Genomic DNA, 15,502 nt, shown 5'->3' with positions numbered 1-15,502 from the left:
CTTAATCAGTCATTGATAAAAAAGGCTTACCATGTTGTGGTAAGCCTTTTTTAATAGAGTGGAAGAAGACGAGTCATGTCTATTGGGCTTCATATTATAGTGGTTTTTGAAGTAATATTCTTGTTATTACCTACTAGTTTAGTGTATGCCTATGGTTTTGGGTTGTATATTAATTATTTTGATAATGAGTTAGGAGGGTATATATATCTTTTGGTTATGCTTTGTGCTGGTTATGCACTTATAAGTCTGTGGTGGCTAGTGTTTTCTTATTGGAGAAAATATAGATATGAAATACCTCGTATATGGAGAATAGGTTTATACGTTGGCACAGTCATTTCAATTTGTTTTATTTGTGAAGGTATAATATCTTCTAAAAGTGGAGGGGGAGTAGGTATTTGGGTTTTTGGTGGCCCTGTTTTTCTAATGCTACATCTTTTGTCTTTAATGAAAGAGGACAATAACTGTAGTTCTGAAATTAATTATGAGAGATGAAAAGACAAAGAATCTTCAAAGAATAGTTAGCTTTAAATTTAAATCATAAATCATGGGCAATATTATTCAATAACATTGTTCAATACAACCAGCAAAATCTTCAAGCATACCATTTAGTGACTATTAAACTGACCCTTAAGTTAAAATCGACGTTCGTTCCAATAATGCTCCGTTTATACTGATATACATCAAAAGATGTATGACATATACTGATCCAGATCAATCATTGTAGTGATTTGACAAGTTATACCCAATGCGAAGGATTTTTAGGTGAGGCCATCGAGCGACGAAGCCTCATGAGCCTATATAAATAGGTGATTGGGGTGAGGAACGATGATAACAAAACCTAGAAACGATTCGCGACGGGTATATACCCTTGAGTTTGGGTATATTAATACGGGAATTAACAGTAAGTTATAGACATATTATTATGAAAAAAACTGTAAAACTATCATTACCACTTTTACTGATGATGGGTTGTGCTAGCCTGTCGGCTGAAGAAACAGTGGAAGAAAATGCTGAGCTAGAAGCAATTCAAACTTTTTGTAGTAGCAAACTAGCTGAAAATAGACGTTTGTATAATCAATTGAAAGCCATTGAAGGCGAAAAAACAATTAGCAGTTTTTTAGTACCATATAATCAGCTTGAAGTAAAAATGACGGATAGCTATGCACATGCTCAACTGTATGGTGCTACTCACCCCAATGCTGATGTAAGAAACTATGCAAATAATTGTGTAAAAGATTTTACCAGCCTATCAAATGAAATATCATTATCCCAAGCGGTTTATAATGCTTTATTAGCGGTAGATATTTCTGAAGCCGATGAGGAAACTAAACGTTATCATGCTATTTTAGTGAATAGATTTAAGTTGTCAGGGGTTGATAAGGATGCAGAGACGAGGGCAAGCATAAAAAATATATTAAAAGAAATCGCTGCGACAGGTTTACAATTTAATAAAAATATTCGCGAAGATGTAAAGGTTTTATTACTGGATTCTGTTGAGCAGTTGCAAGGACTACCTCAGGACTATATTGATAGCCATCAACCGGGTGATGATGGAAAAATTAGAGTCACAACCCAGTACACTGACTATAAGCCATTTATGAGGTATGCAGAAAGTGATGACTTACGTAAACAGCTATTTCTAAAATATAATCAGCGAGGATACCCTGCTAATGTTGCGGTATTAACTCAGTTAGTGCAAAAGCGCCATGAGCTGGCCCAACTGCTTGGTTATGAGAGTTTTGCTGAATATATCATCTCTGACAAGATGGCAGGCAACCCAGCTCGGGTAACTAAGCTATTTGATGATGTTGCTAAATTAGCTAAACCAGGTAAGGAGAAAGACTATCGGAAAATGCTGGCATTTCTGCAAAAAATGGATAGTGATGCAGAGAAAGTTAATGCATGGCAAGATAGTTACTTAGCAGATAAAATAAAAACGACAGAGTTTAATTTAGACTCCAAACAGGTTCGTGAATACTTTAGTTACCCTAAAGTGCGTGATGGCTTGTTTAAAATAGTACAAGATTTATTCCAAGTGCGAATCCAGCGTAGAGAAGAGGTGGCTACTTGGCATGAGTCTGTCGAAGCCTATGAAATGTATGATGGAGAAACGTTAATTGGTCGTTTTTTCCTCGATATGCATCCGCGTGATGGTAAGTATAAACATGCCGCACAATTTCCCTATAAAACGGGGATAGCCGGTCAGCAAGTGCCAGAGGCTGTTTTAGTTTGTAACTTCTCAAAAGATGGCAAAGCATTAATGCTACATAGCCAGGTGAGAACATTTTTCCACGAATTTGGTCACTTAATTCATACGCTATTTAGTGGTGAGCATCAATGGTCGGGTATTTCAGGTATCAAAACAGAAATGGATTTTGCTGAAGCACCATCACAAATGCTGGAAGAGTGGATTTGGAATAAAGAAGTACTACAAACGTTTGCTACAAATGAGCATGGTGAAGTCATTCCAGATACGCTTGTTGCTAAAATGAACCAGGCCAGAAGCTTTAAGCTCGGTATGGATACAATGCAACAACTATATTATGGGGCTTTATCGTTAAATTTATACAATCAAAACCCAGCAGACTATAATATTGCGCAACTTAATCAGACGCTTGCGAATAAATATTCTCCTTACGGGTATATTGATGGTACTCACTTGTATACCTGGTTTGGCCATTTAAATGGGTATTCTGCAATGTATTACACCTACCAATGGTCTAAAGCAATCGCTGCTGATATGTTAACCAAGTTTAAGGCTGAGGGTTTGACTAACACGCAAGTGGCGGCAGAGTATAGAGAAAAAGTACTAAGTCAAGGTGGCGCTAAGCCAGCAGCAAGGTTGGTTCAAGATTTCTTAGGAAGAGAATATAACTTTGAAGCTTATGCTAACCAATTAAATGCATCACAAGACTAATATCGACTAATTTTCTTGTCTAGATACTATTCAAGTATGCCTTTCGTAAAGGACTTTTAGTGTTAGTGCTAAAAGTCCTACGCTATCAATCAACATCATCTCTTAACACCACTCACTATATCTTTATCAATTAAATGTAAGTAAGGATGGGAAAGAATTTCATTATGCAACAATTGCAGAAGTACATCACCCAACGTATTTAACGTCTGAAGATTTACAGGCAATTTATCAAGACCAATATCAACAATTACAAAAGCAGAATAATACAATCAATGCAATCCTTAATGCTGTAAAAGAAAAATTAGCAAGTCTATAGTTTTGGTATATACCCGTCGCGAATCATTTTTAAGTTTTGTTATCGTCGCTCCTCATCTAAAAACCCTTCGCATTGGTTATAGAGCTGTACTCAATGCGAAGGGTTTTTATTTTATTAATTCATGTTCAGGACAGTCGATCCTTAAGTCTTTAATTGCTAAGGGGCTTTTTAATAGATGGCAGTAAGCGCCTTGTTTATTTTTTTCAAAGTGCTGGCAGGTCATACACATTCGGGTAGGGATCATCCCTTGTGCTTGAAAGCGAGCAATTAATTGAATAAGTACCTGCCAGGTGGTTTGCTGCTCAGCCTGGGTTAAATTTGCTAAAACGGGCTCAAACAGCTGAGTCAGTTGCTGTAGCTGAATGATGGTATCCTTTCCTTTAGGAGTTACCATTAATGAAAACGTACGTGGATCTGCTTTTGCTTGTTTGGCCAGGTAGCCTTTTTCGACTAAGACGCGGATTGAATCACTGACAGTGGCTTTAGTAACGACAAACTCTTCAGCTAAACGGGTTACTGTACATAAGTGTTCCCGATGGCTGGCTATAAACAACAATAGTTGTGTTTGTAATGGGGTTAGCTGATTAGCTTTGGCCTGCTGTTGAATAACTGCCCGAAACACAGTAGACAAGCGCTCAAGCCCCGCGATAATTTTGGCATTGAGGTCAGCGGCTTGTTCATGTGGATCAAAGGCATTATTCATTTAACGGCATCCTTCAGGTGTACAAACAGTTGGATGATCAGTCGTTGTGCTGTTACCCACTATTGTACTGGTTTCTTGTTTCACTAGCGCCATAATTTCAGCACCCAATGGCATATCGGGGGCTTGCCCAAAAAACTGGCGTCGTAAGTTACCATCCCGATCTATCAGTAATAAGGTGGGTGTGCCTTGCATTTGATAAGTAGCCATGGTTTGAGGAATTGGGCTAGGAATACCAGGCTGATCAATGGCCACGGGAAATTTAATGCGGTATTCATGTAAAAACGCTTTTAAGCTCTCTTTTCCCATGGCTTCATGATGCTCAAAAACAGTATGTAAGCCAATGACTTCCACATCTTCTGTGGTAAATGTTTCTCGAACCCGCTTAGCCTGAGGCAGTGAGTGTTCAACACAGCCAGGGCAGAGCATTTGGAAAGCAAATACAACTACCACTTTACCTTTTAACTTGGCTAAAGAGAGTGGATGTTGGGTGTTTAACCATTGGTCTACGATTAATTCAGGGGCTTTTCGATAGTGAGTCATGTGGAAAATCTCTACACATAAGGGCACTTTTTTGAAGGTGCCCTATATTAATGAATAATAACACTGCTACTGACTTATACCTGGCAGGCTTAAATTACCCGATGCCACATCAAATACATTGTTCACGCATAATAGGGGAGCATGAACTTGTTGATTGACTTTCAGCCCAGCGGTTACCCCATCAAAGTTAAAGGCTTTAGGAAAACCTAGATCTTTGAGTGGAACACGCACAAGCACTTCACTATTATCTAGATCAAAATCATAGCCAGGGCTATCAATAAATATAGGCAGTTCTGGCCAAGTCGCTGGCATTTTGGGTTGAGTTCCTTTGGCAATATCTTTCACTTTTAACGCGCCTTTACCGCAAGCATTATCAGGTACTAATACTACCCAGTGGCTATGCCATTTATCACCATCATTGGTTTTATTGCCATCCCCATCTTCATCATATAAAGGGGTGTCATCAAAATCAGGGTGAACTGTTAAGGCCAATGCCAACATGCCCTGATCAGCCTCAAAACCAACGGTTGAACTATTTAATTTTGTGGGCCAAACATAGCTATACACTTCAGAGCCAGCGAGTTTCCCCACTGTTTGGGGGGATTTTACGCCAGCTTTACCACGCACTTCTTGTTGAAAAACTAAATGGGCACCATCCGTTACCACTTTTGCATGGAGAATATCAAACTCAGCAGGAGTCGTTTTATTTTTACCAGCCAAAATATGCCCATGGTGCTGTTGGTCAGCCGTGGCAGGGTTATTTAATAAAGCTAAAAATAAAGGGGCTACGCTAAAATAGTGAGAGAGTTTCATTGTAATTACCTTATTAATTTAATCGCTGAGCAAGTAGTTCCAGCACCTGTGCTTCTGCAGAGACACAGACAGAACAACCCGCGTGATAGAAAGTAACTTTTTTCAGAAAGGATGACCTTTAATTGACTATGTTAGGAATCCTAACAATAAGGATGGTAAGGAATTCTTGCAAGTACACTTTTAGATCATTGTGATCTAAAGGCACCGCTAATAATTATTAGTGATGCCTTTAATGACCTGGTATGTATATCTGATTAATTATGAAAGTTTGAGATAGCAATTAGAGCCATCTAAGCTGTTGGGAGCAACTGCAGTTCATTGAGAGCAATGAATGACTCTACTCAGGCCATTGAGAAAACTTCGTTTTGGCATGTCAAAGCCCATTGTGGCTTGTCTATTTTTAATAAGCATCAACGGTTTAGCTGAAACAATCAGTGTGGCTGTTGCTGATTGGCCGCCCCATTACTATAAAGAAAAACCCACCTTTTTTTACTATACAGCCCCGAATCTTTATGACCCATATGTCTTCTTTCATCTTGTTGATACCCCATTTTCATGGGAATCGTTGGATCAGTTAAAAGAGTGGGAACCGATAGGGGTGACAGCAGGTTATGATTATGGAAAAAATTTTAATAAAGAACCAAGATAATCTTAGGGTAGTGAAGAAAATTAACCAGCAAATAAAAAAGAACTCAACAATGTTCGAACCAGGTTTGCAGGAAATTCAGAATAACTGGCAAGGTTGTATAAAAGGTGCTCTGAATTTACACTGATGAAAATTTCTTTGCTTCGCGATAAGTTACCATGTGTTGTAGTTCTTCATCCCACAAACTGGATTTAAAACAATTAATAACATCTCGTAATGCAAGTGTAGTGGTTACTGGTGATTGTAGTTCAGGAATTGCAGCCATTGCTTCAGGTAATCGATAAAATGGGATGTGCACATTAAGGTGATGAATATGGTGATAGCCAATATTTCCTGTAAACCATTGCATGACCCTGTTAAGTCGCATATAACTTGATGACTCCAAAGCAGCCCGGTAAAACGTCCAAGATTCTGGTGAAATAATATTCATACGTTTAAAGCTATGCTGTGCAAAAAAAAGATATGATCCCAGTGCACAAGCAATAGTCATCGGTAATAAAACAACAAAAAATGCCATATCAGCACCGCCAAACACCCATAACACAGTAATCAGGCCACCATGAGCAATAATCGATAACAGGGAATCCCAATGTTTTAATGGGTTAAGAAATAATGGCAATAAACAAATGCTAAATGCAAAAATCGTCAAGTAGCCAAACATAACCGTGAAAGGGTGGCGTTCTATACGGTAACGAGCACGTTCAATAAATGAAGCGGCATGCCACATTTTTGTCGTGATCACTGGAAACGTGCCAATGCTTACAGCACTAAACTTACCCACATGGCCATGATGAAAATTGTGGCTTTCTTTCCAGGAACTGGGAGGTGTCAGTGCAAAAGCCGCATATATGTGAAATATTATCCAAGCAGCTCGTGAGTTTTGAAGGATTGAACCATGCATGTAGTCATGATAGGTAATGAAGGTTCGCACCATTAACATGGCGCCCAATATTGACAGCATTAATTGCAGTGGCCACCAAGGAGCTGCACCAGCGAAAGCTAATACAATAATCATCAAGCTTAATGTCACCCCTACATGCCACCAGCTTTTCACTCTTGACTCTTTAGCAAAAGGCACGGTTGCTGCTATTAAATCACGTCCTACACGAATGTCTGCACTGTGTTCAGGTAGCTCGAAGGTGTCACTTGAATTGGTGATATTTGACGACGTTTGAATCATTATTATCCCCTCCATTCAGCGGTGTAATCATCCTTTATTAACTTTTTTCGCTAGGATTGTTTCTAATTAAAGTGCATACACTATTCTATTAAGATAGAAAGTAGTTGAGTTTGTTGAAAGTGTTCAGAGTCACTACAAAAAGATTCCTTCCTCAACAAGTAGGTCAATACAGCGATGGCATCAAACAATGGCGGAAGCGACACAGGTGACCCTTGGCAAAATAAAGGCCACACTCATACTAATAAACTCATCCAACATAGGCAGAACTGGACCCGGCAGCTGATAGCAAATGGTGTTCCCTATGGCGCTATCATCTTAGCTGTCATTGGGCTTGTAGGACTGGTTATTTGGACAGCCTATTATACCGTGCCAAGCGACTCTGTTGCTGTTGTCCAGCGGTTTGGCCAGTATTTAAAAAATGTACCGCCTGGATTGCATTTTAAACTACCGATGGGTATCGACAAGGCAACAATTGTTCCCGTTAAACGGCAGTTGAAGCAGGAATTTGGTTTTACAACGCCTGGTGCTAATGACCCATACCAGAGCCCTCGTCCTAATGAGGAAAAGCGAGAAACGCAGATGGTAACAGGTGATCTGAACGCTGCGTTAGTGGAATGGGTTGTTCAGTATCGCATCTCTGATCCAGTTAAATTCTTATTTGAAGTGCGTGAGCCAAGTGAAACGCTTCGATATGTTTCTGAGTCGGTTATGCGCGAAGTGGTTGGTGATCGCACCGTCGATGAAGTTATTACTATTGGTCGACAGGAAATCGAAATAGAAGCATTAACTAAGATGCAAGCATTATCAACTAAGTATGTCATGGGCATTAGTATTGACCAAGTTCAGTTGAAAAATATCAATCCTCCCCAAGCGGTACAGGAGTCATTTAATGAGGTCAATCAGGCTCAACAAGAAAAAGAAAAACTTATTAACGAAGCACGACGAGATTACAATAAGGTCATTCCTCTAGCTGAGGGGGAGAAAGACCAACGAATTCGTGAGGCTGATGGATATCGACTTAAACGGATTAATGAGGCTAAAGGTGATGTAGCTCGATTCAATGCGTTGTTAGCGGAATACCTTAAAGCGCCGGAAGTGACGCAACGTCGTATCTATATTGAAACCATGCAGGAAATCATGCCAAGTATCCGCTCTAAAATTATTATGGATGAGCAAGCAAAGAATATTTTGCCCCTATTAAATCTTAATGCTTATAAGAGAAGTCAACCATGAATGGTTTTAAGCAGCTTGTATTTTTAGCGATCTTTTTTATTGTTATTTATGTGGTAAAGAGTTCTATTTACACTGTGAGCGAAGTTGAGCAAGTGATTATCACCCAGTTTGGCAAACCAGTAGGCTCACCTGTAACCGATGCTGGACTCAAGTTTAAGCTTCCTTTTATTCAAGATGTCAATCCGATTGATAAGCGAGTACTGGAGTGGGACGGAACACCATCAGATATGCCAACCAAAGACAAGCTTTATATTTCAGTTGACCTATACGCTCGATGGCGAATTACTGCGCCCTTACAATATTTTTTGCGATTACGCGATGAACGCAGTGCCCAATCCCGTTTGGACGATATATTAGGCAGTGAAACACGAAACGCTGTGGCAAAGCATGAATTAATTGAGATTATTCGTACTACCAAAAATCGCGAACCACTACGTGATGAATTACTGACAGAAACAGAGCGGGAACAGAAATTAGGTGCGCTGGTACCAATCCACAAAGGACGCAAATTAGTTGAACAGGAAATTTTTAAAGCTGCTGCTGAAAAAGTACATGTATTTGGTATTGAACTGCTCGATATACGGTTTAAACGAATTAATTATAATGCCAGTGTACGCCCCAAAATTTATGACCGAATGATAAGTGAGCGCCGTCAAATTGCTGAACGCTTTCTATCAGAAGGCAATGGTGAGGCAGCTAGAATCCGTGGCAATCGCGTACGTGATCTGAACAAAATCCAATCTGAAGCCTATCACCAAGTTGAACAAATTCGTGGATTAGCTGATGCCAAAGCAACTGAAATTTATTCAAGTGCGTATAACCAGAGCCCTGAAGCGATTGCTTTTTATGAATTTACGCGCACGATGCAATCCTATAAGTCTATTATTGCCAAAAATACAACCCTCGTTTTATCCACTGACAGTGATCTATTCAAGTTTCTAAAAGGTATGAGTCCTGATAATAACGTAAGTACAAACATTGAAGAATAATACTGTACCGGATAAAAGTATTAGAGGTGCCCTTAAGAGCATCTTTTAATTTACTTGCGTTTTGAAGTTATCTTTTCGAATGATTGTCTGATATAAAAAATATGAAAAGCGATAACCAGCTTAATGATAGAGGGCATCCAACTCAACTTCCCAAAGAGCTCATTGACTGGTTAGCCAGGCCCGTAAAGCGGTTTTTGCGCATTGAAGCAGCTGTGGGCTGGATACTTTTATTATTTACCATTGTGGCACTCGTACTCTCCAATTCTCCTTGGAGCCATATTTTTATGGCTATATGGGAAATTCCGATAGGTATTCATATTGGTTCGCTAGAATTCAGTCGCTCACTACGTGAATGGATCAATGAAGCATTAATGACCTTGTTTTTTTTCCTTATTGCCCTAGAACTCAAACGGGAGATGGTGCTTGGTGAGCTACGTAACCCACGTATGGCAGCCTTACCAATTGCGGCGGCACTGGGAGGTATGCTAGTACCAGCTACCATTTATTTAATGCTGCAACTGGGTCAGCCAGGACAGAATGGTTGGGGTACCGTGATGGCAACGGATACTGCGTTTGTTATTGGGTGTCTGGCATTACTAGGGTCTCGCATTCCCCAGAGTTTACGAATATTTATGCTATCAGTAGCCATTGTTGATGATATTGGCGCTATCTTAGTTGTAAGCATTGGTTATGGTAGTCGCATTCATTGGGAAATCCTTGCCTTATCTGCTATCGGCGTTGTTATTGTAAGAGTCATGGCATTGCTTGGTATTCGAAGTATAACTCTCTATTTTCTAATAGGGGGGATAATTTGGCTCATAATTGACGCATCCGGAGTGCATGCAACAATTACTGGTATCATCCTTGGCTTGATGACACCAACCGTTAAATGGATAACTGACAAACATCTACATACCATATTAGACAGTGTGGGAGTGATGCCAGAAGCTAATCACAAAAAAAACGCTACGACTCATCGAATGGCATTACGAACAGCTGAGGCTGCAGCACGTGAAGCACTGTCACCAGTCGAGCGATTGGAAACGTTGTTACACCCATGGGTTGGATTCGTTATTATGCCTCTTTTTGCTTTTGCTAATGCTGGAGTATTAATCAATATCACAGATTTTGGAAACTCTATTACCATAGCTGTTTTTTTGGGGTTTACACTAGGTAAACCGATTGGAGTATTTATCTTCAGTTGGATAGCAGTATTAACAGGTATAGCTTTACGCCCAGCAAACTTAAGTTGGTTATTGTTACTGGCGGGAGGTTTTTTGGCAGGCATTGGCTTTACAATGGCGCTATTTATTGCCAATTTAGCTTTTAGCCCAACCCTAATTAATTCTGCCAAACTAGGGATTTTTTCAGCCTCATTATTTTCTGCAATATTAGGAATCTCACTGTTGAGCTTATGGGCTGTTTTTGGAAAAAATAAACTAAATAATTCAATGGATTACTAATTTAGTAAGGTTTTAACTTAGCATAGTACCATGCCCACCTGCCTTAATTACCCATTCATTAAATCGATTAGGTGCTACCTGCATGTTCTTTACAACCTCCAGCCGTCCACAATCTCAAGGAGAAGAAATTGCAAACAGCATCAGTCATGGAATCGGTTTGATTGCAGCATTGATTGGAACCCCATTTCTTATTTTCCATTCAGTAGAATATGGCGATGCTGGTATTATTGTTGGTGTCAGTATCTTTCTTGCGGCAGTTATACTACTTTACCTTTCATCTACACTTTATCATTCACTGCCCATGGGTAAGGCTAAGCGGGTTTTTCGGCTTATCGAACACTCAGCCATCTTTCTTCTTATTGCAGGTACATACACGCCTTTTGTCCTTGGACTACGTGGCACATGGGGGTGGACGCTATTCGGCGTCATTTGGGGGCTTGCTGTAGTAGGAGTAGTCCTTAAGATATTGGAGAAAGCTCCTCATCCTATTATTTTTACAAGTCTTTATTTATTGATGGGGTGGATTATTGTTGTCGCACTTGACCCTTTGCTTGATACAATGACAGCTACTGGTTTATTTTGGCTGATTGCTGGAGGTTTTTGTTATACAGTAGGAGTCATTTTTTTTGCCACAGACTCGCGCCTAAAGTATGGCCACTTCATCTGGCATTTGTTTGTTTTAGCAGGTACCACATGCCATTATTTCTCAGTACTTGGATATGTCATCTAATAAGCCAATTTATGTTTGTTCAACTGTTTTCAATCAGGTGGAATAGCAAATAGGAGTAACTTGGTTAAAAAGCTATAAACTTTAACAACTAATTACAAAGAATATATTGCGAGATAATAGCTCTATTTGTCATTGTCCAATTTTTCCATTTCTTCTTTAATCCAGTGGGAAACCTTTGATTGAGATATATTGTTAGCATGAAAATGTCTATTGATTAGTTTTTCAATCACTAAAGCATCATCTTTTGAGTAGTTTTCTGATTTGGCAATCTTATTGATCAGGCTTAAGACTTCATAACCTTCATGTTTATTAAATAAATTTGCACCTAAATTTCCTTTTAGTCTAGAGTCGTTGGATTTTGTTTTCCAATGATATATATACTTTAACGCTCTTTTATTGATTACTGACATGAGAATTCCTTTTTTATTGCTTTAAAAGCCAAAAATTGGCAGGAAAAAAGCCAATCCATTTAATTAAGTATATACTAATAAATGAACTTCTACCCATTAATTTAGACTAATGTACATAGTCTAACCAGAATGAATTATGTAAAGCTGTCCCAAGTGTAAATGTAGATAAATACAATTATGGAGAGGTACCCTTTAGTTAAGAGCTTTCAATCGCCTGGTGAGAATTATATATGGAGCGACAGCTAATGAAAAAACTACAAGATAATGATGTGAAAGCTGTTCTTGATTTTTTAGATAGTTACTTTGTTACTCAAATAGAAGAAAAAAGAGTAGGAACGTTGAATAGTGCAGAAAGTATGGCATGTGCGAGTATTTTGTTGGATATGAGTATGTACTTACTTGAGGTATCTGAAGATACCAAAAATAACCACGCGTTATATTGGCTAAACAGGAAACTCTTGGCTGAAATTAGCGAACATATACAATACCAAGATCACTATCCTAATCGTTTATTAATAAATAATATCAAGTCGTTACAAATGGGGATTGATGGGAGTAAGTAAATAGATAAAAGGCTGTTCTTTAATAGGTTCGACATACTTATAGACTCTTTACATAAGGTTTCTAATACGTTGAGTGACTTTAGGATAAATTATTATGCTTTCCATACTTAAAACGATTATATTATCAGCTGGATTATTTCTCAGTGTAACAACATTTTCTGAAACCATTGAGTTGGTAGATGGAACTATCATTTTTGGAGATGTCAATTCACTCAATGGTGGGGTTTATTTAATCAATACGCCTAGCTTAGGGCAAGTGCGGATAGAACAAAGTAAGGTGCACTCAATCCACAAAGGAAAAGTGATCCCTAGTACAGGAAATGATTTATCCAATTCTATTGTTAATATCCCTAAAGCAGTTAATATCCCTAAAGCAATGACCGCTATTCAAACATTACAGAATGACCCACAGATAAAAGCTATTCTTGCTGATCCGGAGCTTATGCGTCTTATTAGCAGCGGTGATCTTAATGCACTGCAAAGCAACCCTAAGATACAAGAGTTAATGGCTAATCCTAATGTTAGATCTATTACAACAGAAATAATTGGAAAGTAATTTAATACTACTTAAACAAGCACGGGTTTAAGCCATCATCATGTAGTTTATCTAAACCCCTAAGAGCAAGTCTGCAACGGCAAGACTTGCGGTAGTCACCTTATTTTTACACCTAAAAATATTTAACCTTCCTGATAGGCTTTTTTCACTTCTTCCGCAATAATGTTCAAGCCTTTAGCGACTTTTTCATCATCTTGTGAATAAGTAATGCGAATACACTCCTGTTGATGGCGCCAGTCATTATCATTGATACCGGGGAAAAAGTAATGACCAGATACCACAATAACCCCTTTATTTTTTAACCGTTCATAAAGCTCTAGACTGGTGATAGGGAGGCCTTTAAACCATAACCATAAAAACATGGCGCCTTCGGGTTTATGGATATAGTAGTCGTAACCATCAAGGGCCTGGTGGATTGTATTCACCGCTTTTTCAACTTTAGTTTGGTAAAATGGTTTAATAATTTCATTACTCATGGTCAAAATGCTGCTGTCTTTGACCATATCTAAGGTTAATAAACTACCTGCACTGTTGGTGGCCAGGCTCAAAATAGCATTGATTTTAGTGACTGATTCAATCACGGCTTCATTGGCAATTACGATACCGGTTCGACAAGCGGGTAAGCCAAGTTTGGACAGGCTTAGGCACAAAATAATATTGTCATTCCAATAAGGGGTTGCTTCCGTAAATATCAGGTTAGGGAAGGGGGTACCGTAAGCGCCATCAATAAATAAGGGTATGTCGTGTTGTTTGGCTAGTTTGTCCAGGTGTTCTATTTCTTGATCAGTTAATACATTACCTGTCGGGTTGGTTGGACGTGATACACAAATAGCACCGGTATTGTCAGTCACCTGTAAATTTGTAAAGTCGACATGGTATTTGAAGGTGTGTTGGTCGATTAACTCAATGGAAGGGCGGTTAGCCGTAAAAAAATGCTCGCTTAAACCCGCATCAGCATAACCAATATACTCTGGTGCTAAAGGAAACAGAATTTGCTTTTGGCTGCCGTCTTGATACTGACCAGCAAACATATTAAATAACATAAAAAAGGCAGATTGACTGCCGTTGGTCAAGGCAATGTTGCGCGTGGTTAAGCCCCAGCCAAATTGGCTGTTTAATAATTTCACCAACGCATCAATAAATTCTTTTTCGCCTTGAGGGGGATCATAGGTACCGATGAATCGGACAAATTCACTATGATTATCAACAATCCGGCGTAGTCGGGCTTTGAACGTTTCCTCTACCTCAGGGATGTGGGCAGGGTTACCGCCCCCCATCATTATCAAGGGCTGATCACTGGCAAGGGCATTGCCTAAGTCGCTCATTAAAGATTGAATGCCCGTTTGGTCAGTAAATTTTTCTCCAAAATTGGATAGTTTCATTGCTTCCTCGAATAGTAGAGTTGTCTATCCTGCTATGTCGCTAATATACACGAGATGACTTTGGTTTATACTGCTGTTTATACCACTGTTTATACCACCTATGTCGTCACCTATGCTTACCAGGGACTAGAATTAGCCTAGTGTAGTCAGTATATCAGAAGTATTAACAAGTGGAATATCAGGCGTAGAGCAGTTAAAAAATGAAAACTACGCTATAGTCAGCTATGTGTAAGGTGGGCGACTAGTGGTTTTAATAGTATGCAACAGTTAATGGGCCATTTGCTTGCTTTTTTGAGTGTAATCATAAGTACCTTGCTAATAGCCAGTCGACCTGGGCTAGCTGAAACAATTCGTTTATCGGTAGCTGATTGGCCTCCTTACTATTATAAGACGAATCCTGCCGATGGTGAGCATGCCAAGATAATTAACCAATTATTCAAGCAGGTTGGATTAGAGGTTGAATATGTTTGGTATGATGACTGGAAGGCGGCTTTTAATACAGCAAAAGCAGGAAGACATCATGGTACACCTTCCTGGCGATGTAACCCTGAACGGGCAAAATATTTTAATTTTACATTGCCTATTTTTAATGACCCTTATGTTTTTTTTCATTTAACTGATACGCCCTTTCATTGGAACAGTTATTCCCAATTGAAAGCTTGGGAGCCGATAGGGGTGACGGCCAGCTATTTTTATGGTGAAGATTTTCATCAGGCAGTGGCTCAAGACCGAATTTACCTTCATCAAGTCAGAATTGATGTATTGATGTTCAGACTGCTGCTCAGGGGACGAATTCAGCTAGCATTAATGACCCGAGATAATGGTCAGTCATTGATGAGACGGACCTTAACTCAGCAGCAACAAGCAAAAATCACTTATCATCCTACGCCTGTAACATACTCAATCAGTCATATTTTATTTTCAAAACAGTGGCCGGGTTACCAGAAGCTAGTGAAATCAATTAATCAACAGATTATTCAAAGTAAAGACTTATTTCCTGAAGAGATTCAGGCGATTCAGCAACAATGGCAAGGGTGCAAATAGCACCCGGGCCTGAGTAG

Annotated in this window: 16 protein-coding genes; 10 read left to right on the top strand and 6 right to left on the bottom strand. The window is 39.2% G+C overall.

Translation table 11 applies throughout. The annotated features are described in order from the left end of the window. Window positions 1-75: 75 nt before the first annotated feature. Both OQE68_RS27100 and OQE68_RS27095 read left to right on the top strand, forming a co-directional pair. Window positions 76-492 (top strand): hypothetical protein, encoded by a 417-nt coding sequence (locus OQE68_RS27100; RefSeq protein WP_180566909.1) that lies wholly within the window; start codon window positions 76-78, stop codon window positions 490-492. Window positions 493-922: 430 nt separating this feature from the next. Then, window positions 923-2,917: a M3 family metallopeptidase gene (locus OQE68_RS27095; protein ID WP_180566910.1), complete on the top strand. Its 1,995-nt coding sequence runs from the start codon at window positions 923-925 to the stop codon at window positions 2,915-2,917. A 422-nt stretch (window positions 2,918-3,339) separates the two neighbouring features. Here the strand turns inward: OQE68_RS27095 and OQE68_RS27090 are convergent, their stop codons facing one another. The 3 genes from OQE68_RS27090 to OQE68_RS27080 all read right to left on the bottom strand — a co-directional run bounded on the left by OQE68_RS27090 (window position 3,340) and on the right by OQE68_RS27080 (window position 5,289). Continuing rightward, window positions 3,340-3,936 (bottom strand): MarR family winged helix-turn-helix transcriptional regulator, encoded by a 597-nt coding sequence (locus tag OQE68_RS27090; protein WP_180566911.1) that lies wholly within the window; start codon window positions 3,934-3,936, stop codon window positions 3,340-3,342. Continuing rightward, window positions 3,937-4,476 (bottom strand): redoxin domain-containing protein, encoded by a 540-nt coding sequence (locus OQE68_RS27085; protein WP_180566912.1) that lies wholly within the window; start codon window positions 4,474-4,476, stop codon window positions 3,937-3,939. It abuts the gene before it with no gap. A 66-nt stretch (window positions 4,477-4,542) separates the two neighbouring features. After that, window positions 4,543-5,289: a hypothetical protein gene (locus OQE68_RS27080; protein ID WP_180566913.1), complete on the bottom strand. Its 747-nt coding sequence runs from the start codon at window positions 5,287-5,289 to the stop codon at window positions 4,543-4,545. Window positions 5,290-5,620: 331 nt separating this feature from the next. Here OQE68_RS27080 and OQE68_RS27075 point away from each other — a divergent pair, with 331 nt between their 5' ends. Next, on the top strand, window positions 5,621-5,938 hold the full coding sequence (locus tag OQE68_RS27075) for a hypothetical protein (protein ID WP_180566914.1): 318 nt from the start codon (window positions 5,621-5,623) through the stop codon (window positions 5,936-5,938). Window positions 5,939-6,053: 115 nt separating this feature from the next. On the opposite strand, the gene OQE68_RS27070 is transcribed toward OQE68_RS27075, so the two are convergent. Then, the gene (locus OQE68_RS27070) at window positions 6,054-7,115 is read right to left on the bottom strand and encodes a fatty acid desaturase family protein (RefSeq protein ID WP_180566915.1); all 1,062 of its coding nucleotides are present in this window, start codon (window positions 7,113-7,115) and stop codon (window positions 6,054-6,056) included. Between the two features lie 174 nt (window positions 7,116-7,289). Between OQE68_RS27070 and hflK the strand changes: the two genes are divergently transcribed. From hflK to trhA, 4 genes are all read left to right on the top strand, one after another. Further along, window positions 7,290-8,348: an FtsH protease activity modulator HflK gene (gene hflK, locus OQE68_RS27065; protein WP_180566916.1), complete on the top strand. Its 1,059-nt coding sequence runs from the start codon at window positions 7,290-7,292 to the stop codon at window positions 8,346-8,348. Further along, the gene (hflC, locus tag OQE68_RS27060; RefSeq protein WP_180566917.1) at window positions 8,345-9,337 is read left to right on the top strand and encodes a protease modulator HflC; all 993 of its coding nucleotides are present in this window, start codon (window positions 8,345-8,347) and stop codon (window positions 9,335-9,337) included. Before hflK ends, hflC begins: the two co-directional genes overlap by 4 nt. Before the next feature lie 101 nt (window positions 9,338-9,438). After that, window positions 9,439-10,800 (top strand): Na+/H+ antiporter NhaA, encoded by a 1,362-nt coding sequence (gene nhaA, locus OQE68_RS27055; protein ID WP_180566918.1) that lies wholly within the window; start codon window positions 9,439-9,441, stop codon window positions 10,798-10,800. A gap of 82 nt (window positions 10,801-10,882) precedes the next feature. Then, window positions 10,883-11,530 carry a PAQR family membrane homeostasis protein TrhA gene (gene trhA, locus OQE68_RS27050; protein ID WP_180566919.1) on the top strand — a complete coding sequence of 216 codons (648 nt, stop codon included), beginning with the start codon at window positions 10,883-10,885 and terminating at the stop codon, window positions 11,528-11,530. Between the two features lie 122 nt (window positions 11,531-11,652). Here trhA and OQE68_RS27045 read toward each other — a convergent pair whose 3' ends face one another. Continuing rightward, window positions 11,653-11,940, bottom strand: coding sequence for a hypothetical protein (locus tag OQE68_RS27045; protein ID WP_180566920.1), 288 nt, complete (start codon window positions 11,938-11,940; stop codon window positions 11,653-11,655). A gap of 245 nt (window positions 11,941-12,185) precedes the next feature. Between OQE68_RS27045 and OQE68_RS27040 the strand changes: the two genes are divergently transcribed. Together OQE68_RS27040 and OQE68_RS27035 are read left to right on the top strand one after the other, a co-directional pair. Beyond that, window positions 12,186-12,503, top strand: coding sequence for a hypothetical protein (locus OQE68_RS27040; RefSeq protein ID WP_266195841.1), 318 nt, complete (start codon window positions 12,186-12,188; stop codon window positions 12,501-12,503). A 94-nt stretch (window positions 12,504-12,597) separates the two neighbouring features. Then, window positions 12,598-13,059, top strand: a complete 462-nt coding sequence (locus tag OQE68_RS27035; protein ID WP_180566922.1) for a hypothetical protein — start codon at window positions 12,598-12,600, stop codon at window positions 13,057-13,059. A gap of 122 nt (window positions 13,060-13,181) precedes the next feature. Here OQE68_RS27035 and OQE68_RS27030 read toward each other — a convergent pair whose 3' ends face one another. Beyond that, the gene (locus tag OQE68_RS27030) at window positions 13,182-14,441 is read right to left on the bottom strand and encodes a valine--pyruvate transaminase (protein ID WP_180566923.1); all 1,260 of its coding nucleotides are present in this window, start codon (window positions 14,439-14,441) and stop codon (window positions 13,182-13,184) included. Window positions 14,442-14,699: 258 nt separating this feature from the next. Between OQE68_RS27030 and OQE68_RS27025 the strand changes: the two genes are divergently transcribed. Beyond that, window positions 14,700-15,485, top strand: coding sequence for a substrate-binding periplasmic protein (locus OQE68_RS27025; RefSeq protein WP_180566924.1), 786 nt, complete (start codon window positions 14,700-14,702; stop codon window positions 15,483-15,485). Window positions 15,486-15,502 lie beyond the last annotated feature (17 nt).

The organism is Spartinivicinus marinus (assembly GCF_026309355.1).
Lineage (GTDB): Bacteria > Pseudomonadota > Gammaproteobacteria > Pseudomonadales > Zooshikellaceae > Spartinivicinus > Spartinivicinus marinus.
Note: the sequence above shows the minus strand (reverse complement) of the source record. Positions and strands in the feature narration are given on the sequence as shown.